Origin of the sequence: Pseudomonas sp. PKS, from assembly GCF_051913525.1 — a bacterium.
GTDB lineage: Bacteria > Pseudomonadota > Gammaproteobacteria > Pseudomonadales > Pseudomonadaceae > Aquipseudomonas > Aquipseudomonas guariconensis_D.
Window position 1 is genome coordinate 351034 of the sequence record NZ_JBEGDO010000002.1, and the last position, 16677, is coordinate 367710.

At 63.8% G+C, this 16677-nt stretch carries 21 protein-coding genes; 10 read left to right on the forward strand and 11 right to left on the reverse strand.

Going from position 1 to position 16677, the window contains the following annotated elements; all coding sequences use genetic code 11:
• Positions 1–25: 25 nt before the first annotated feature.
• Together choX and betC are read right to left on the reverse strand one after the other, a co-directional pair.
• The gene (gene choX, locus ABOA88_RS03935; RefSeq protein ID WP_367850555.1) at positions 26–952 is read right to left on the reverse strand and encodes a choline ABC transporter substrate-binding protein; all 927 of its coding nucleotides are present in this window, start codon (positions 950–952) and stop codon (positions 26–28) included.
• A gap of 14 nt (positions 953–966) precedes the next feature.
• Positions 967–2484 (reverse strand): choline-sulfatase, encoded by a 1518-nt coding sequence (betC, locus tag ABOA88_RS03940; protein WP_367850554.1) that lies wholly within the window; start codon positions 2482–2484, stop codon positions 967–969.
• 109 nt (positions 2485–2593) lie between these two features.
• Between betC and ABOA88_RS03945 the strand changes: the two genes are divergently transcribed.
• Positions 2594–3493: a choline sulfate utilization transcriptional regulator gene (locus tag ABOA88_RS03945; protein ID WP_196170264.1), complete on the forward strand. Its 900-nt coding sequence runs from the start codon at positions 2594–2596 to the stop codon at positions 3491–3493.
• A gap of 45 nt (positions 3494–3538) precedes the next feature.
• On the opposite strand, the gene ABOA88_RS03950 is transcribed toward ABOA88_RS03945, so the two are convergent.
• Complete coding sequence (locus ABOA88_RS03950) at positions 3539–4156, reverse strand: NAD(P)-dependent oxidoreductase (RefSeq protein ID WP_367850553.1); 618 nt, start codon at positions 4154–4156, stop codon at positions 3539–3541.
• A 54-nt stretch (positions 4157–4210) separates the two neighbouring features.
• Between ABOA88_RS03950 and ABOA88_RS03955 the strand changes: the two genes are divergently transcribed.
• Complete coding sequence (locus ABOA88_RS03955) at positions 4211–4540, forward strand: DOPA 4,5-dioxygenase family protein (RefSeq protein ID WP_070091331.1); 330 nt, start codon at positions 4211–4213, stop codon at positions 4538–4540.
• Between the two features lie 86 nt (positions 4541–4626).
• On the opposite strand, the gene trpA is transcribed toward ABOA88_RS03955, so the two are convergent.
• Together trpA and trpB are read right to left on the reverse strand one after the other, a co-directional pair.
• Positions 4627–5436 (reverse strand): tryptophan synthase subunit alpha, encoded by an 810-nt coding sequence (trpA, locus tag ABOA88_RS03960; protein WP_367850552.1) that lies wholly within the window; start codon positions 5434–5436, stop codon positions 4627–4629.
• Positions 5433–6650 carry a tryptophan synthase subunit beta gene (gene trpB / locus ABOA88_RS03965; protein ID WP_182816841.1) on the reverse strand — a complete coding sequence of 406 codons (1218 nt, stop codon included), beginning with the start codon at positions 6648–6650 and terminating at the stop codon, positions 5433–5435. The genes trpA and trpB overlap by 4 nt, the downstream gene beginning before the upstream one ends.
• 209 nt (positions 6651–6859) lie before the next feature.
• Between trpB and ABOA88_RS03970 the strand changes: the two genes are divergently transcribed.
• Complete coding sequence (locus ABOA88_RS03970) at positions 6860–7756, forward strand: LysR family transcriptional regulator (RefSeq protein WP_367850551.1); 897 nt, start codon at positions 6860–6862, stop codon at positions 7754–7756.
• Here the strand turns inward: ABOA88_RS03970 and ABOA88_RS03975 are convergent.
• On the reverse strand, positions 7753–8076 hold the full coding sequence (locus ABOA88_RS03975) for a DUF883 family protein (protein WP_043207633.1): 324 nt from the start codon (positions 8074–8076) through the stop codon (positions 7753–7755). The genes ABOA88_RS03970 and ABOA88_RS03975 overlap by 4 nt on opposite strands.
• 154 nt (positions 8077–8230) lie before the next feature.
• Between ABOA88_RS03975 and ABOA88_RS03980 the strand changes: the two genes are divergently transcribed.
• On the forward strand, positions 8231–8446 hold the full coding sequence (locus ABOA88_RS03980; protein ID WP_043207635.1) for a dodecin: 216 nt from the start codon (positions 8231–8233) through the stop codon (positions 8444–8446).
• 106 nt (positions 8447–8552) lie between these two features.
• Entirely contained in the window at positions 8553–8774 is a 222-nt protein-coding gene (locus ABOA88_RS03985; RefSeq protein WP_367850550.1) for a DUF1161 domain-containing protein, read from the forward strand.
• Positions 8775–8855: 81 nt separating this feature from the next.
• On the opposite strand, the gene ABOA88_RS03990 is transcribed toward ABOA88_RS03985, so the two are convergent.
• On the reverse strand, positions 8856–9860 hold the full coding sequence (locus tag ABOA88_RS03990) for an LLM class flavin-dependent oxidoreductase (RefSeq protein ID WP_367850549.1): 1005 nt from the start codon (positions 9858–9860) through the stop codon (positions 8856–8858).
• A 150-nt stretch (positions 9861–10010) separates the two neighbouring features.
• On the opposite strand from ABOA88_RS03990, the gene ABOA88_RS03995 reads away from it, so the two are divergent.
• Both ABOA88_RS03995 and ABOA88_RS04000 read left to right on the forward strand, forming a co-directional pair.
• Positions 10011–10436: an OsmC family protein gene (locus tag ABOA88_RS03995; RefSeq protein WP_196170260.1), complete on the forward strand. Its 426-nt coding sequence runs from the start codon at positions 10011–10013 to the stop codon at positions 10434–10436.
• Positions 10437–10506: 70 nt separating this feature from the next.
• The gene (locus ABOA88_RS04000) at positions 10507–10740 is read left to right on the forward strand and encodes a DUF1161 domain-containing protein (RefSeq protein WP_196170259.1); all 234 of its coding nucleotides are present in this window, start codon (positions 10507–10509) and stop codon (positions 10738–10740) included.
• A 20-nt stretch (positions 10741–10760) separates the two neighbouring features.
• Here the strand turns inward: ABOA88_RS04000 and ABOA88_RS04005 are convergent, their stop codons facing one another.
• Positions 10761–11174 carry a PA0061/PA0062 family lipoprotein gene (locus ABOA88_RS04005; RefSeq protein ID WP_196170258.1) on the reverse strand — a complete coding sequence of 138 codons (414 nt, stop codon included), beginning with the start codon at positions 11172–11174 and terminating at the stop codon, positions 10761–10763.
• A 78-nt stretch (positions 11175–11252) separates the two neighbouring features.
• Entirely contained in the window at positions 11253–11669 is a 417-nt protein-coding gene (locus ABOA88_RS04010; protein ID WP_196170257.1) for a PA0061/PA0062 family lipoprotein, read from the reverse strand.
• Between the two features lie 84 nt (positions 11670–11753).
• Between ABOA88_RS04010 and ABOA88_RS04015 the strand changes: the two genes are divergently transcribed.
• A complete protein-coding gene (locus tag ABOA88_RS04015; protein WP_196170285.1) occupies positions 11754–12827 on the forward strand; it encodes an aminopeptidase in 1074 nt (357 codons plus the stop codon).
• Positions 12828–12920: 93 nt separating this feature from the next.
• Here ABOA88_RS04015 and ABOA88_RS04020 read toward each other — a convergent pair whose 3' ends face one another.
• Entirely contained in the window at positions 12921–13571 is a 651-nt protein-coding gene (locus ABOA88_RS04020; RefSeq protein ID WP_367850548.1) for an HAD family hydrolase, read from the reverse strand.
• Positions 13572–13676: 105 nt separating this feature from the next.
• Entirely contained in the window at positions 13677–14225 is a 549-nt protein-coding gene (locus ABOA88_RS04025; protein ID WP_196170255.1) for a gamma carbonic anhydrase family protein, read from the reverse strand.
• A gap of 103 nt (positions 14226–14328) precedes the next feature.
• Between ABOA88_RS04025 and prlC the strand changes: the two genes are divergently transcribed.
• Positions 14329–16380 carry an oligopeptidase A gene (gene prlC, locus ABOA88_RS04030; protein ID WP_196170254.1) on the forward strand — a complete coding sequence of 684 codons (2052 nt, stop codon included), beginning with the start codon at positions 14329–14331 and terminating at the stop codon, positions 16378–16380.
• Positions 16377–16658, forward strand: a complete 282-nt coding sequence (locus ABOA88_RS04035) for a YheV family putative zinc ribbon protein (RefSeq protein ID WP_043207663.1) — start codon at positions 16377–16379, stop codon at positions 16656–16658. Before prlC ends, ABOA88_RS04035 begins: the two co-directional genes overlap by 4 nt.
• Positions 16659–16677: the final 19 nt, after the last annotated feature.

A 16677-nucleotide genomic window follows, 5' to 3' on the forward strand; every position in this document is an offset into this window, starting at 1 on the left:
CAGGGGTTATGTGTCGCTCAGCGGATCAAAGTCTAGCTTTCACGGCCTCTTGGGCATCCCCACCCTCCCGGGTGGTCACCCCGGCCAGCCAGGTGTTCAGCCATTCGGGATGTGCCTGCACCCAGGCCTTGGCCGCCTCATCGAAGCTCACCTTCTTGTCCACAACCTCGGCCATGATGCTGTTTTCCATCGCCAGACTGAAGCGCAGGTTGCCCAGCAGTTTCGCTGCGTTCGGGCAGGCCTGTGGATAACCTTTGCGCACCAGGGTGTACACGTCGCCCTTGCTACCGAACCACTGCTCGCCGCCGGTCAAATAATGCATCTTGAGCTTCACGTTCATCGGGTGCGGCGTCCAGCCGAGGAAGGTGATGAACTGTTTTTTCTGTACCGCGCGCTGGACCTGGGCCAGCATCGCCTGCTCGCTGGATTCGACCAGCTTCCACTGCCCCAGGTCGAAGGCGTTCTTGCCGATGATCTCTTTAAGCGACAGGTTGGCCGGTGCCCCGGAGCCGATGCCGTAGAGCTTGTTGTCGAACGCGTCGGCATGCTTTTGCAGGTCGGCAAACTCTTTCACACCGGCCTCCCAGACGTAATCCGGCACCGCGAGGGTGAATTGCGTGCCTTCAAGGTTTCGAGAGAGGCGCTGCACGTCGCCATTGGCGACGAACTTGTCGTGAAAGCCCTGCTGCGCGGGCATCCAGTTGCCCAGGAAGGCATCCACCTGGCCGTCCTTGAGGCCGCCGAAGATGATCGGTACGGCCAGATTGTCGATCTTCACCTGGTAGCCGAGGCTCTCCAGGAGCAGGCGCGCCACGGCGTTGGTGGAGGCGATGTCGCTCCAGCCAGGGTCGGCCATCTTGACGGTGGTGCATTGGCTATCGCTGTCGGCGTGGGCCGTGATGGCGGTCAGGCCCAGGGCCAGGGCGATCACGGCGGTGGAGAACTGCTTCATGGCGGCCTCTCTGCTCAATCCAGGGGTGCGGGTTGTGGATAACGCGCCTTGCGCTCGAGGTCGTCGAGATCGATGTGGTTGCGCATGTACTGTTGGCTGGCGTCCACCCAGGGTTGATGGTCCCAGCTCTTGAGCTTGCCGATGGCAAGCGCCTCTGCCACCAGGCGACGACGGCGCTGGCTGGCCAGCACTTGCTGGCGCAGGGCGGGAATGTCCCAGCGTTGGCGGGCTTGATCGACAAATGCCTGCAGCAGCGCCTGATGATCCGGGCTGCCGGTGAGGTTCTCCCGCTCGTGCGAGTCGCGGCTCAGGTCGTAGAGTAGGCATGGGTCGTCCTCGCTGTACACGAACTTGTACGGGCCACGGCGGATCATCATCAGCGGGCCGACGGTGCCTTCGGCCATGTATTCGCCGATTACCTCGTCATGTCCGCCCTGCCCTTGCAGGTGCCCGACCAGGGAGCGGCCATCCAGGTGCAGGGCCGGTTCGACTGCGCCACCGGCCAGCTCCACCAGGGTTGGCAACAGGTCACAGGTGGAGACGTTGGCGCTGATCCGCGCCGGGGCGAAGCGTTTGGGTGCGTGCACCAGAAGTGGCACCCGGGCCGACATCTCGAACCAGTGCATCTTGTACCAGAGCCCTCGCTCGCCAAGCATGTCGCCGTGGTCGCCGGAAAACACGATCAGGGTGTCCTCGGCCAAGTCGCATTCCTCCAGGGTCTGCAGGAGCTTGCCGATGTTGTCGTCGATATAGCTGCAGGCGCCGAAGTAGGCGCGGCGGGCATCGCGGACCTTGTGCGGCGGCAGGGGTTTGTCCCACAGGTCATAGACCTTGAGCAGGCGTTGGGAGTGCGGGTCCTGCTCGTCTTGGGCAATGCTTTCAAGCGGCATGGGGATATCCACACCGTCGTACAGATCCCAGTAGTGCTTGGGAATCGTGTAGGGGTCATGGGGGTGCGTCATGGAGACGGTCAGGCAGAACGGTCGGCCGTCGCCCTCGCGAACATGGTCGTAGAGATACTGGCGGGCCTTGAACACCACCTCTTCATCGAAATCCAGTTGGTTGGTGCGCACGCAGGGCCCAGCCTGCAGTACCGAGGACATGTTGTGGTACCAGCTCGGGCGCTGGTCGGGTGCGTCCCAGTTCACGGCCCAACCGTAGTCGGCCGGGTAGATGTCGCTGGTCAGGCGCTCCTCGTAGCCGTGCAGTTGGTCGGGCCCACAGAAATGCATCTTGCCAGAGAGCGCGGTGCGATAGCCCAGGCGACGCAGGTAGTGGGCGTAAGTGGGTACGTCGGCAGGGAAATCCGCAGCGTTGTCGTAGGCACCAATGCGGCTGGGCAATTGCCCGCTGACCAGGGTGAAGCGCGAGGGTGCACACAGCGGGCTATTGCAGTACGCGGCGTCGAACACCACCGCCTGTTCGGCCAGGCGGCTCAAGTGCGGCATCTTGATGGGCGATGAGCTGTAGATCGGCAGCAAGGGCGCGGCCATCTGGTCGGCCATGATGAACAGGATGTTGGGTCGCTTCATGGGTGCCTTCCATCGTTGAAGGTTATGGGAACCGCTTGCGATCGAGGATGCGACTGTGGATAACATGGGTAAAGCCCATGCCGGGCAATGAGTGGGATTAGTTGCGCTTATGTTTGAGCACCTTGCTGACGTTTCCCTGGATACCTTGCGGGTCTTCGAGGCTGCCGCCCGGCTGCGGGGCTTTACCGCTGCGGCATTGGAGTTGGGCACTACGCAGCCGGCGGTGAGCCAGCAGGTCAAGCGCCTGGAGGCCCAGTTGGGCACACGCCTGTTCGACCGGATCTACCGGGGGATTGAACTGACCGAGACGGGTCAGGCACTGTTCGAGCAGATCCACCAAGCGCTGCTGGCGATGGACGACGGCATCGCCCAGGCCAGTGGGCGCGGTCAGCGCGAAGTGTTGCAGGTGGCAACCGACTTCGCCTTTGCGGCCTTCTGGCTGATGCCACGGTTGCCGCGCTTCCATGAGGCTTATCCACAGGTGGACGTCAGCCTGGTGACCGGTGAGCGCAGCCAGGCCATGCTGCGCCCGGACATCGACGTGGCGGTGCTGTTTGGCGATGGGCGTTTTCATCAGGGCGAGAGCCGCTGGCTGTTCGACGAGGAGGTCTTCCCGGTCTGCAGCCCCAACCTGATGCATGGCAAACCCGCGTCAGCCGAGGCTTTGCAACGATTGCCCCTGCTTCATCTGCGCGGTGAACAGGCCAGTCGCTGGTTCGATTGGGTGGGGGTGTTTCGCGGGTTGGGTCTGCACAGTCCACCCCCGCCTGGGCAGATGCGTTTCGACAACTACACGCTGTTGATCCAGGCGGCGATTGCAGGCCAAGGGGTGGCGATTGGCTGGCGACACCTGGTGGATGGTCTGGTGGACCAAGGGCTGTTGTGCCGACCGCTCGAAGGCAGTTTGCGCTCGGCGCGGGGGTATTACGTGGTGCTGCCGCCGCGCAAGCGGCGTGGGGCGTTGATCCAACGGTTCGTGGATTGGCTGGAGCAGGAGCGAGGGCTGTGATGTCGCGGGGACCGCTTTACGGCCCAGCGCAGGCAGCCGCGCATCCTAGAGCACGAAGTTCACGTGCTCGCCCTGGTGCAGATTCAGCTCAAGGGCATCGACCATCCCTGCCGCAATCCGCGCCAATCGCTGCAAAGGCCCGGCCAGTCCGGGCTCGAGGGTTCCATCGAGGTTGCGGAAATGCTCGATGCCCAGGCCTGGCATCTCTTCAGGGGCGTTGATCAGCGTCCAGCGCAGCGTGCTGCGTTGCAGTTGATCGACGACATGGTCTGCGCACGCCCGTTGCGCTTCGCTGTGCCCGGCCGGCTTGTCCAGCACATCGAAATCGCCCACCAGCAACAGCCGGCGTATAGTCGTACGCGAAAGGCCTGCCACCAGGGCTTCGGCCATTTGCCGTTGCGCAGGCAGATCGTCGGGCGCCAGCGCTGAAAGCAGGGCGATCACCGCCGAGCCTCCGGCCACGCTCTGTTCGGCCTGGTGCTTGTCACCTAGCGCGCCTCGCTTGAAGTGCAGGCCAGGGCGTGGCGCGTGACGGTTGAGGTCATCGACCACTGCAATGACTTCGCGCTGGCGCGACAGCAGCTCGACGATCAATGCACTGCCCAGGCTGCTTTCGGCACCGAACAGAACCAGTTTGAACCCTGGGGTCTCGGCATTTTTCACAGGATCGCTCCCCTTCGCTGGCCCGTGATCCTTTGACCTCATTTGGGAGTAATCGTGCAAAGGATCAAGGGTTATCACGCCCACGTGTATTACGACGCATCGACGATGGAACAGGCCCGGGCGCTATGCGAGGAAGCGGCGCGGCTGTTTCCCGTGACCATGGGGCGCATGCACCAGAAGCCGGTCGGGCCGCATCCGGACTGGAGCTGCCAGCTGGCCTTCGGGCCGGAGGTGGTGGGCGTGGTGTTGCCGTGGTTGGCGCTGTATCGCAAGGGGTTGGTGGTGTTCCTGCATCCGCTGACGGGGGATGAGCTGGCGGATCACCGGGATCATGCGATCTGGATGGGGGCCGTGCGGCCACTGGACTTGTCGATATTCGAATGAATGGGGCCGCTTTGCGGCCCCTCGCAGGCTATATCGCCAGCCCCCACGAGCGGTGATCCCGTGGGGCTGGCGCAGCCCTCGCGATGTTACAGGCGGGCGCCGCGTACGCCTTCAGCCAGCGCCGAGCACAGGCTCAGCACATCAGCCACTGCCTGGTCGGCACTCTTGGCCTGGGCGATCTTGTCGACCAGCGCCGAACCGACCACCACGCCTTCGGACAGCTTGGCGATCGCCGCGGCCTGCTCCGGTGTGCGGATACCGAAACCCACGCTGATCGGCAGGTCGGTGTGGCGACGCAAGCGGGCGATGGCCTGCTGCACGTGCTCGGTGGTGGCCGAGCACGCACCGGTCACGCCGGCTACCGAGACGTAGTAGACGAATCCGGAGCTGCGCTCCAGCACGCGCGGCAGGCGGGCGTCGTCGGTGGTCGGGGTGGTCAGGCGGATGAAGTCGATGCCTGCGGCCTGGGCCGGGGTGGCCAGCTCGGCGTCGTGCTCGGGCGGCAGGTCGACGATGATCAGGCCATCGACGCCGGCTTCCTTGGCCTCTGCCACGAAGCGCTCCACGCCAAAGCGATGGATCGGGTTGTAGTAGCCCATCAGCACGATCGGCGTGGTCTGGTTGCCGACGCGGAACTCGCGGACCATCTGCAAGGTTTTCGCCAGGGTCTGACCGGCATCCAGGGCGCGCAAGGTCGCCAGTTGGATGGCCACGCCATCGGCCATCGGGTCGGTGAACGGCATGCCCAGCTCGATCACGTCGGCGCCTGCTTCGGGCAGGCCCTTGAGGATGGCCAGGGAAGCGTCATAGCCAGGGTCGCCGGCAGTGATGAAGGTGACCAGCGCGGAGCGGCCTTGGGCCTTCAGCTCGGCGAAGCGGTGTTCAAGACGGCTCATGGCTGTTTCTCCTGGGCGGCCATATGGTTCATCACGGTTTGCATGTCCTTGTCGCCTCGGCCGGACAGGCACACGACCATCAGGTGGTCCTTGGGCAGGTTCGGTGCGCGTTTGATCGCCTCGGCCAGGGCATGGGAGCTCTCCAGGGCCGGAATGATGCCTTCCAGGCGGCAGCAGGTGTGGAAGGCGTCGAGGGCCTCGTCATCGGTGATGCTGACGTACTCGACACGCTTCACTTCGTGCAGGTAGGCGTGTTCAGGGCCGATACCCGGGTAGTCCAGGCCGGCGGAGATCGAGTGGGCATCGGTGATCTGGCCGTCCTCGTCCTGCAGCAGGTAGGTGCGGTTGCCATGCAGAACGCCCGGGACGCCGCCGTTGAGGCTGGCGGCATGCTTGTCGGTGTTCACGCCGTGGCCACCGGCTTCGACGCCGATGATCTGCACGCTGGCATCATCGAGGAAGTCGTGGAACAGGCCCATGGCGTTGGAACCACCGCCGACGCAGGCGATCAGGCTGTCAGGCAGGCGGCCTTCCTTCTCGTGCAACTGGGCGCGGGTTTCCTTGCCGATGATCGACTGGAAGTCGCGGACCATCGCCGGGTACGGGTGAGGACCTGCCACGGTGCCGATCAGGTAGAAGGTGTCGTCGACGTTGGTGACCCAGTCGCGCAGGGCCTCGTTCATGGCGTCCTTGAGGGTGCCGGTGCCGGCGGTGACCGGGACGATCTCGGCGCCCAGCAACTTCATGCGGAACACGTTGGCTTGCTGGCGCTCGATGTCGGTGGCGCCCATGTAGATCACACAGGGCAGGCCGAAGCGCGCGGCCACGGTAGCGGTGGCGACGCCATGCATGCCTGCGCCGGTCTCGGCGATCAGGCGTTTCTTGCCCATGCGCTTGGCCAGCAGCACTTGGCCAATGCAGTTGTTCACCTTGTGCGCGCCGGTGTGGTTGAGTTCTTCACGCTTGAAGAAGATCTTCGCACCGCCGCAGTGCTCGGTCAGGCGCTCAGCGAAGTACAGCGGGTTGGGCCGGCCGATGTAGTCGCGCTGGAAGTAGGCCAGTTCCTCGAGGAACTTAGGATCGGCCTTGGCCGCCTCGTATTCGCGGGCCAGGTCCAGGACCAGGGGCATCAGGGTTTCGGCCACGTAGCGGCCGCCGAACGAGCCGAACAGGCCGTTGGCGTCGGGGCCGGCGCGGTATTGGGTCTGGGTCATGGGGCGCTCCATAGGCGATGTGATCAGTGAAATCGTGTGGGCTTGTCCGTGGGTGAACGTGTTCCCACAAATCCGGGCGATGCTGAACCTGTGGGGCGGGTTTACCCGCGAACAGGCCTCCATCGGTCGATGGGCCTACTCTAACCACGACATGGCCGGCTGAAAACCGATAAGATTGCGATAATTTGTCAGAAAATCTCACACATCAAATGCGCCAGGATCTCCCCCCCCTCAACGCCTTGCGGGCCTTCGAGGCCACTGCCAGGCTCAACAGCGTCAGCCAGGCTGCCGAGCATCTGCACGTGACCCACGGCGCCGTCAGCCGACAGATCAAGGTACTTGAGGAGCATCTGGGTGTGGCCTTGTTCGTCAAGGATGGGCGCGGCATCAAACTCACAGATGCCGGTTCACGCCTGCGCGATGCGAGCTTCGATGCCTTCGATCGGCTGCGCACGGTTTGCGCGGAGCTCAGCCGCGATGTCAGCGAGGCGCCGTTCGTGCTGGGCTGTTCTGGCAGTCTGCTGGCGCGCTGGTTCATCCCGCGTCTGGGGCGGCTTAAGGCTGACTTGCCGGAGCTGCGCCTGCATTTGTCCGCCGGTGAAGGCGACCTGGACCCCCGCCGCCCGGGGCTGGATGCCTTGCTGGTGTATGCCGAGCCGCCGTGGCCTGCGGACATGCAGGTCCATGTGTTGGCCCAGGAGCGCATCGGGCCGGTGGTGAGCCCGCATTTCGCAGGTTTTGAGCGCTTGCGCAACGCGCCGCCCAAGGCGTTGCTCGACGAAGCCCTGCTGCATACCACCTCGCGCCCACAGGCCTGGCCGACCTGGGCCGGGCAGCAAGGGCTGGACCCGGCCGCGTTGACGTTCGGCCAAGCCTTCGAGCATTTGTATTATCTGCTGGAGGCCGCAGTGGCCGGCCTGGGTGTGGCCATCGCTCCGCAACCGCTGGTGGCGGATGACCTACGGGCCGGGCGGCTGAGTGCACCTTGGGGCTTCTCGCCTACCCGCGCAGCCTTGGCGCTGTGGGTGCCGCGACGCGCCGCGGACGGGCGCGCCGAGCAGTTGGCGCAGTGGCTGCGCAACGAGTTGGACCTTCAAACGACTTAGTTGCGCTTGCACATCAGCCAGGCGGCCAGCAGGCCGAGGGCACCGATGGCGACGCCTGCGGTGGTCCAGGGATGTTCCTGGGCGTAATCGCGAGTGGCGATGCCGGTCTGGCGGGTGCGGGCTTTGACTTCTTCGTACGCTTCGCCCATCAGGGTTCGCGACTGCCTGAGCGCGTTCTCGGCGTTGCTGCGGATCGCTTTCATGGATTTCTGCGACTCTTCCGAGGCGTCGTGCTTGAGGTGTTCGAGGGTCTTGAGCAGGCTTTCGATCTCCGCCTCCATGCTTTCCAGCGACGCTTTACGCAGCGAGTTGTAGGCCATGATGACTCTCCTTCGCGTGGGTTGGGTTGTAAGGGTTGCGACTGTGCCGCGAAGCGAAAGTGCGATCGAACTTTCGTTTGCCATGCAAGTTCGCAGGTAAAGCGGGCCTGCGCTGCTAGGCTCAAATCTCACACGCCAACCAAGGAGAGCGCTCATGTCCGATCATCGCACCTACAAGAAGATCGAGCTGGTCGGGTCCTCGCCCACCAGCATCGAGGACGCGATCAACAATGCCCTGGCTGAGGCCGGCAAGAGCATCAAGCATCTGGAGTGGTTCGAGGTCGTCGATACCCGTGGCCATATCCGCGATAACCAGGTCGCGCACTTCCAGGTCACGCTGAAGGTCGGTTTCCGCATCGCCAACAGCTGAAACAGGCCCAGGCTGGCTTCGCCCGGCCAGATGGGGTAAAGGTTGCAGGGTGCCATTTCGATAATGGCACCCTGTCCTTTTTTGATCTGAACAAGGAAAGCGATCGATGAAGAAACTGATTCTGGCGGTGGGTTTGATGGCGCTGGCAGGCGGGGCATTTGCGGCTGGGAAGCCGTGCGAAGAGCTCAAGGCCGAGATTGCGGCGAAGCTGGATGCCAAGGGCGTGAAAGGCTATACGCTGGAAATCGTGAACAAGAGCGAGCCGGCGGGCAAAGTGGTCGGTACCTGCGAAGGCGGTACCAAGGAAATCGTCTATAGACGGGGTTGAGTGGTGAACGCTTCGCGGGTGAGCCCGCTCCCACGTGCTCCGCGATGAGCCCTGTGGGAGCGGGTAAACCCGCGAAAAGCACTACTCGGTCTTGAGCGCCTGGGCCAGCAGCTCGTACGAACGCAACCGATCCGCATGCTCATACAGGTCGCAGGTGAAGATCAGTTCATCGGCACCGGTCTGCTCCAACAGCACCTCCACCTTGGCCCGCACCTTCTGCGGGCTGCCGATCATCGCCAGGCCCAGGAAACTGCCCACCGCATCGCGCTCGTGGGGCAGCCACAAGCCGTCCATGCTCGGCATCGGTGGGCGCTGCATCAAGCTTTGGCCACGGATCAGCGCGAGGATGCGCTGGTACATGGAGGTGGCCAGATACTCGGCCTGTTCATCGGTGTCGGCCACGACCATCGGCACGCCCAGCATCACGTAGGGCTTGTCGAGCACGGTCGAGGGCTTGAAATGGTCGCGGTAGATGCGGATCGCCTCGTGCATGTAGCGCGGGGCGAAGTGCGAGGCGAAGGCGTAGGGCAGCCCGCGCATGCCGGCCAGCTGAGCGCTGAACAGGCTGGAACCCAGCAGCCAGATCGGCACGTCGGTGTCATGGCCGGGTACGGCGATGACTTTTTGGTCCGGCGTGCGAGGGCCCAGATAGCGCGACAGCTCTTCGACATCATCCGGGAAATCGTCGGCGCTGCCGGAGCGCTCGCGGCGCAAGGCGCGGGCGGTCATCTGGTCGGAGCCTGGCGCACGGCCAAGGCCCAGGTCGATTCGGCCCGGGTACAGGCTGGCCAAGGTGCCGAACTGCTCGGCGATGACCAGTGGCGCGTGGTTGGGCAGCATCACGCCGCCAGAGCCGATGCGAATGCTTGAGGTACCGCCGGCCAGGTAGCCGATCAGCACCGCCGTGGCGGAGCTGGCGATGCCATCCATGTTGTGGTGTTCGGCCACCCAGAAGCGGTTGTAGCCCCAGCGCTCGACGTGCTGCGCCAGATCCAGCGAGTTGCGCAGGGACTGGGCTGGGCCGCCGTCGGCGCGCACCGGTACCAGGTCGAGGGTAGAAATCTTCAGGTCACGCAGGTGCGTCATTGGAGCCTCCGCAGAAATTTGGCCAAGGGCCTTGAAGACTCTGTATGGGCAGTTTCCGGGGTTTCAATGTTGAGCGTCGGATTGTTCTGAACTTGCATAGGGTGCAGTCCTCAGAACCCATAGGTACTCATCCTATGACCAGGAGGCAGCATGAAAAAGACAGCATCGGCGATCTGGCAAGGCGGGCTCAAGGACGGCAAGGGCTCGCTGTCCACCGAGAGTGGGGCGCTCAAGCAGAATCCCTATGGCTTCAACACCCGCTTCGAAGGCTCGCCTGGGACCAACCCGGAGGAACTGATCGGTGCGGCGCATGCGGGGTGTTTCTCGATGGCCCTGTCGATGATGCTGGGCGAGGCGGGCTTGACCGCAGAACGCATCGACACCATTGCCGAGGTGAGCCTGGACAAGCAGCCGGACGGTTTCGCCATCACCGCCGTGCACCTGATCCTCAAGGCCAAGGTGCCTGGCGCCAGCGAGGCGCAGTTTCAGGAAATTGCCAATAAGGCCAAGGCCGGCTGCCCGGTATCGAAGGTACTGAACGCCACGATCAGCCTGGACGCGACGTTGGTTGCCTAGGCGCAACAGGGGCGGTTTCCTGTAGTCTAAACAGCGTTGGCAGCTGGTCTGCCTCTTCAGGAGCCGTCCCATGATCCGCGTTGCAACCGCCGTGCTGGTTTCCCTGCTGGCCTCGACCGCCCTGGCCGCGCCCAAGCCGTGCGAAGAACTCAAAGCCGAGATCGAAGCGAAGATCCAGGCCGCGGGCGTGACGTCCTACACCTTGGAAATCGTGCCCAATGGCGAGGTCCGCGACCAGAACATGATCGTTGGCAGCTGTGAGGGCGGGACCAAGAAAATCATCTACCAGAAAAACGATCGGTAGAAAGGACCCGCGTTTGCGGGTCACGGAATGCAGAAGACGTTGCTGGGTTCGTCCACCACTACCGTGCGTTGGGCATCGTACAGCAGCACCTGCGGCTGCATCACCGGCGCTCTGGCTTCGAGGCGATAGCGTTCACCGGCCTTGAAGTCGTTGTAGCGCACGGTCAGGTAGCAGGTACGCTCGGTCGGGTCGGTCGAGAAGCCGCCTGAGTACACCTCATAGTCGAAGCGCACCACCAGCTCGTGCTTGCCAGGTGTGACCTGAAAGTAGCGGCCATCATCGAGCCGCTTGCCGTCCAGACGGTCGGCCATGATGGTCTTACCGGGGGTGATGGTGTAGAGATCGACCCAGGCCTGCTTGGGGTCGACGGGCGGCAAGGGGCTGGCGCAGGCCCCCAGCGCACTGAGGGCGATCAGCATCATGGGCTGGCGCATGGCGAAACTCCCGCTTGCGATTCACAAGCTATAAGCATAGCGCCGACAGCCCCGTACTGTCGTGAAAGTCTTGGTCTTTCAGGTGCGCTGGCAGCCTGCTGGCAAGCCTTGGCTGACGAGCTTTTGCTGCTGGTCGTACAGCTTGATCCAGGGGCGGAAACCGATGCTGCCGGCTTGCAGTTGGTAACGCTGGCCTGCGCTGAAATCCTTGAAGGTCAGGTTGAGCTGACAGTCGCGCCACAAGGGCTCGTCGACTGGGCCGATGTTGCTCGGTTCCACGGGGAACTGGTAGCGCACAGTGAGCTCATGGTTGCCAGGTTGGACTTCGAAATAGCGGCTATCGGCCCAGTCGCGTTCGTCCACCTGTACTGCGTGCAGGGACGTGTTGTCGAAGGGCGCGAGGTCGACCCAGGCCTGGTTAGGGTCCGGCGCCGGCAACGTGGAGCATCCGGACAGCAGCACGAGCGTGCCGGCGATGACAATCATTGAACGCATGGCGAAACGCCCCCCTGGCGAGATAGTCTTGGACCGCACTGGCCGTGAGCGAGATAGACAGCCCTGATGTTCCGACTTTTTCTTTTGCAGCGCTCAGGTCATGGGCCTCTCGACCGCGTTTTCACCCGTTTGGTTCCCGTCCTCGCCGCCCTCCTGCTGAACGGTTGCAGCAGCCTTGGCTATTACGGGCAACTGGCCGAAGGGCAATGGCAGTTGCTGCGCGCACGCCAGCCGGTGGAGCGCCTGCTTGATGACCCCACCACCCCTGCGCCCCTGCGCCAGCGACTGGCGCAGGCCGAGCAGGCCCGGTCGTTCGCCAGTGAGCACCTGAAACTGCCGGACAACCGCAGTTACCGCGTCTACGCTGATCTGGGACGACCCTACGTGGTCTGGAACGTGTTTGCCACGCCGGAGCTTTCGTTGCAGCCGGTGACCCATTGCTTCCCGATTGCCGGATGCGTGGCCTACCGGGGCTACTACCGGCAAGGCGCGGCCCGGGGCGCGGCGGCATTGATGCGCCAGCAAGGGCTGGACACCTATGTGGGGGGCGTCGAAGCGTATTCGACCCTGGGCTGGTTCGACGACCCGATCCTTTCCTCGATGGTCGGCTGGGGCGACGAGCGCCTGGCCGCAGTGATCTTCCACGAGCTGGCCCACCAGCGTTTCTATGTGCAGGACGACACGGAGTTCAACGAGTCTTTTGCCTCGTTCGTCGAGCAGGAAGGATCGCGGCAATGGCGCGCGGCCCGTGGGCTTGCAGCGATTCGGGAGGATGCGCTGCGCCAGCGCGCGCAGTTCATCCAGCTGGTGCTGGACAGTCGAGCACGGCTCGAGGCGATCTACGCAAGCCCACGCAGCGAGGCAGCCAAGCGGGCGGCCAAGCAGGCGGAGTTCGCACGGCTGCGCCAGGCCTATCGGCAGATGCGCGATGAGCAGTGGCAAGGGGACAAACGCTATGACGCCTGGATGTATGGGCCGATGAACAACGCCAAGCTGTTGCCGTTCGGGCTGTATGACCAGTGGGTGCCGGCGTTTGCGGCGTTGTTTGGGCAAGTGGGCGGAGACTGGAGCCGGTTCTACCGGCAGGTCGAGGCGCTGGGGCGGTTGCCGCTAGAAGAGCGCAAGACGCGGTTGGCGCGATTGGCTGCAGGTCGGTAAGTGGGGCCGGCTTGCGCCCTTCGCAGGCTTCTACAGGGGGCACCGCTGCCCTGTGGGAGCCTGCGAACGGGCTGCAACAGCAGCCCCCTGCATTCATTGGCCGACGAATGCCTGGTGCATCTGCGCCAAGGTCTCGAAATGAAACGCTGGTGCTTCGGCCAAGAGTTCTTCACGGCTGCCGAAGCCATACCCCACCGCCACTGCCTGCAGCCCGTTGCTGCGTGCACCGATCAGGTCGTGCTTGCGGTCCCCGATCATCAGCGTCTGGGCCGGGTCCAGCCCTTCTTCGTCCAGCAGGTGGCGAATCAGTTCGACCTTGTTGGTGCGGGTGCCATCCAGTTCGCTGCCGTAGATCACCTTGAAGTGGTGGTCGAAGGCAAAGTGCCGGGCGATTTCCCGGGCGAACTCCCAGGGCTTGGAGGTGGCGATGTACAGCGTGCGGCCTTGGCTGTTGAGGGTTTTGAGCAGTTCTGGCACGCCGTCGAATACTAGGTTCTCGTACAGGCCGGTGACACGGAAGCGCTCACGATAGAAGTTCACCGCTTCCCAGGCCTTGGCTTCGTCGAAGCCATAGAACTGCATGAAGGCCTGCAGTAAAGGGGGGCCGATGAAGTGTTCGAGGCGGGTCAGGTCCGGCTCGTCGATGCCCAGCTTGGTCAGGGCATACTGGATCGAACGGGTGATGCCCAGGCGTGGGTCGGTCAGGGTGCCGTCGAGGTCGAAGAGGATGTTCTGCTGGTGCATGTACAAAGGGTTCCACTTGAATGCTGCGTGGCGTTCTTCGCGGGTAAACCCGCTCCCACAAGGTCAATCGCAGGGCCTGTGGCGGGGGTTTAGACGCGAAGGCGGTCATTCGGGCTGGTCGTAGCCTTCGGCCAGGTGCTGGTCCTTGAGCTTGACGTAGTTGGCGGCGCTGTAGGGAAAGAACGCGCGTTCCTTGTCGGTCAGCGGGCGGGCTTGTTTGGCCGGGCTGCCGACGTACAGGTAGCCGCTCTCCAGGCGTTTGCCGGGGGGGACCAGGCTGCCGGCACCGATGATCACTTCGTCTTCCACTACCGCGCCATCCATGATAGTGCAGCCCATGCCGACCAGGATGCGGTTGCCAAGGGTACAGCCATGCAGCATGACTTTGTGACCGATCGTCACATCATCGCCGATCAGCAATGGAAACCCGTCAGGGTTGAAGGGGCCGGCGTGGGTAATGTGCAACACGCTGGCATCCTGCACGCTGGTACGTGCGCCGATGCGGATGCGGTGCATGTCGCCGCGAATGACGGTCAACGGCCAGACCGAGCTGTCCTCGCCGATCTCCACGTCGCCCAGCACCACCGCCGAACGATCGATGAAAACCCTGGGTCCAACTTTCGGAGTGTGTTGTGCAAAGCGTCGGATGGCCATGATAGCGCCCCTCTTGAATGCCGATAGGCGGGCTGCCTGCTGCGGTCGGCGTCGATTGTAATTAAGATGGTCCCGTGTTTCCTCCTGCCAAGGTATCTAAACCGTGAGTGCGAACAACCCGCTTCTGCAGTCCTACGATCTGCCGCCCTTCTCGGCGATCCGTGCCGAACACGTGCTGCCGGCGATCGAGCAGATCCTGGCCGATAACCGAAAAGCCATTGCCCAGATCCTCGAACAGCAAGGCCAGAACCCCACCTGGGCCGGCCTGGTGCTGGCGATGGACGAGCTCAACGACCGCCTGGGCGCCGCCTGGAGCCCGGTCAGCCACCTCAATGCGGTGTGCAACAGCAAGGAATTGCGCGAGGCCTACGAGTCCTGCTTGCCCGCGCTGAGCGCCTATTCCACCGAGTTGGGGCAGAACCGCGCCCTGTTCGAAGCCTATGAAGCCCTGGCCAAGAGCCCCGAAGCCGCCGGCTTTGATGTGGCGCAGAAGACCATCATCGACCACGCCCTGCGGGACTTCCGTCTGTCGGGTATCGACCTGCCGGCCGACAAGCAGCAGCGCTACGCCGAGGTGCAAAGCCGCCTGAGCGAGCTGGGCAGCCGCTTCTCCAACCAATTGCTGGACGCCACCCAGGCCTGGACCAAACACGTCACCGACGAAGCGCAGCTCGCCGGCCTGACCGACTCGGCCAAGGCGCAGATGGCCGCCGCTGCCCAAGCCAAGGGCCTGGACGGTTGGCTGATCACCCTGGAGTTCCCCAGCTACTACGCGGTGATGACCTACGCCAACGACCGCGCCCTGCGCGAAGAGCTCTACGCCGCCTACTGCACCCGCGCCTCCGACCAAGGCCCTAACGCCGGCCAGTTCGACAATGGCCCGGTGATGAGCGAAATCCTGGACCTGCGCCAGGAGCTCGCTGAGCTTCTGGGCTACAAGAACTACGCCGAGCTGAGCCTGGCCACCAAGATGGCCGAGTCCAGCGACCAGGTGCTGAGCTTCCTGCGCGATCTGGCCAAACGCAGCAAACCGTTCGCCGCCCAGGACCTTGAGCAGCTCAAGGCCTATGCCACCGAGCAGGGCTGCCCGGAGCTTTCGAGCTGGGACGCCGGCTATTACGGCGAGAAGCTGCGCGAGCAGCGCTACAGCGTCTCCCAAGAAGCCCTGCGTGCCTACTTCCCGATCGACAAGGTGCTTTCGGGCCTGTTCACCATCGTGCAGCGCCTGTACGGCATCGAGATTGCCGAGCTCAAGGGCTTCGACGCCTGGCATCCGGACGTGCGCCTGTTCGAGATCAAGGAAAACGGCCAGCACGTGGGCCGTTTCTTCTTCGACCTGTACGCCCGCGCCAACAAGCGTGGCGGTGCCTGGATGGATGGTGCTCGCGACCGTCGTCGTACCGCCGCCGGTAGCCTGCAGAGCCCGGTGGCGAACCTTGTGTGCAACTTCACTCCGGCCGCGCCCGGCAAGCCGGCGCTGCTGACCCACGACGAAGTCACCACCCTGTTCCACGAGTTCGGCCATGGCCTGCACCACCTGCTCACCCGCATCGAGCATGCGGGCGTTTCCGGCATCAATGGCGTGGCCTGGGATGCGGTGGAGCTGCCGAGCCAGTTCATGGAGAACTGGTGCTGGGAGCCTGAAGGCCTGGCGCTGATCTCCGGCCACTACGAGACCGGCGAGCCCCTGCCTCAGGACCTGCTGGACAAGATGCTGGCGGCCAAGAACTTCCAGTCGGGCATGATGATGGTGCGTCAGCTGGAGTTCTCGCTGTTCGACTTCGAACTGCACGCCAACCATGGCGATGGGCGCAGCGTGCTGCAGGTGCTCGAGGGCGTGCGCGACGAGGTGTCGGTGATGCGCCCGCCGGCCTACAACCGCTTCCCGAACAGCTTCGCCCACATCTTCGCGGGTGGTTACGCGGCCGGTTACTACAGCTACAAGTGGGCAGAAGTGCTCTCGGCCGACGCATTCTCGCGCTTCGAGGAAGAAGGCGTGCTCAATGCCGAGACCGGTCGTGCTTTCCGCGAAGCGATCCTGGCCCGTGGCGGTTCCCGTGAGCCGATGGTGCTGTTCGTCGACTTCCGTGGCCGCGAGCCTTCCATCGATGCGCTGCTGCGCCATAGTGGCCTGACCGAGGATGCGGCGGCATGAGCGAGGTCCCTGTGAGCAAAACCAAGAAGCGCTTCATCGCCGGGGCGGTCTGCCCGGCGTGCAGCGAACCCGACAAGCTGATGATGTGGAATGAAGACGGTGTGCCACACCGCGAGTGCGTGGCCTGCGGTTTCACTGACACCCTGAACGAACAGGGCCTGTCGGTGCCCACCGAGCTGGGCACCCGGGTCAACCACCTGGCGCCCAAGGCGGCGCCGGCCAAGGTTCAGACCGTGCAGTTCTTCCCCAATCCGAAGCTGAAGAAACCGGCCGAATGAGGCCGTCGGGGGGGGGGGG

What these genes read in the sequence shown, in the direction of transcription:
- ABOA88_RS03995 (WP_196170260.1), top strand. Translation starts at nt 10,011, where the DNA reads ATGAAAAAGACAGCATCGGCGATCTGGCAAGGCGGGCTCAAGGACGGC.
- ABOA88_RS04000 (WP_196170259.1), top strand. Translation starts at nt 10,507, where the DNA reads ATGATCCGCGTTGCAACCGCCGTGCTGGTTTCCCTGCTGGCCTCGACC.
- ABOA88_RS03985 (WP_367850550.1), top strand. Translation starts at nt 8,553, where the DNA reads ATGAAGAAACTGATTCTGGCGGTGGGTTTGATGGCGCTGGCAGGCGGG.
- trpA (WP_367850552.1), bottom strand. Translation starts at nt 5,436, where the DNA reads ATGAGCCGTCTTGAACACCGCTTCGCCGAGCTGAAGGCCCAAGGCCGC.
- ABOA88_RS04020 (WP_367850548.1), bottom strand. Translation starts at nt 13,571, where the DNA reads ATGCACCAGCAGAACATCCTCTTCGACCTCGACGGCACCCTGACCGAC.
- ABOA88_RS03970 (WP_367850551.1), top strand. Translation starts at nt 6,860, where the DNA reads ATGCGCCAGGATCTCCCCCCCCTCAACGCCTTGCGGGCCTTCGAGGCC.
- trpB (WP_182816841.1), bottom strand. Translation starts at nt 6,650, where the DNA reads ATGACCCAGACCCAATACCGCGCCGGCCCCGACGCCAACGGCCTGTTC.
- ABOA88_RS04035 (WP_043207663.1), top strand. Translation starts at nt 16,377, where the DNA reads ATGAGCGAGGTCCCTGTGAGCAAAACCAAGAAGCGCTTCATCGCCGGG.
- ABOA88_RS04025 (WP_196170255.1), bottom strand. Translation starts at nt 14,225, where the DNA reads ATGGCCATCCGACGCTTTGCACAACACACTCCGAAAGTTGGACCCAGG.
- ABOA88_RS03975 (WP_043207633.1), bottom strand. Translation starts at nt 8,076, where the DNA reads ATGGCCTACAACTCGCTGCGTAAAGCGTCGCTGGAAAGCATGGAGGCG.
- ABOA88_RS04010 (WP_196170257.1), bottom strand. Translation starts at nt 11,669, where the DNA reads ATGCGTTCAATGATTGTCATCGCCGGCACGCTCGTGCTGCTGTCCGGA.
- ABOA88_RS03980 (WP_043207635.1), top strand. Translation starts at nt 8,231, where the DNA reads ATGTCCGATCATCGCACCTACAAGAAGATCGAGCTGGTCGGGTCCTCG.
- ABOA88_RS04005 (WP_196170258.1), bottom strand. Translation starts at nt 11,174, where the DNA reads ATGCGCCAGCCCATGATGCTGATCGCCCTCAGTGCGCTGGGGGCCTGC.
- ABOA88_RS03945 (WP_196170264.1), top strand. Translation starts at nt 2,594, where the DNA reads ATGTTTGAGCACCTTGCTGACGTTTCCCTGGATACCTTGCGGGTCTTC.
- choX (WP_367850555.1), bottom strand. Translation starts at nt 952, where the DNA reads ATGAAGCAGTTCTCCACCGCCGTGATCGCCCTGGCCCTGGGCCTGACC.
- ABOA88_RS03990 (WP_367850549.1), bottom strand. Translation starts at nt 9,860, where the DNA reads ATGACGCACCTGCGTGACCTGAAGATTTCTACCCTCGACCTGGTACCG.
- betC (WP_367850554.1), bottom strand. Translation starts at nt 2,484, where the DNA reads ATGAAGCGACCCAACATCCTGTTCATCATGGCCGACCAGATGGCCGCG.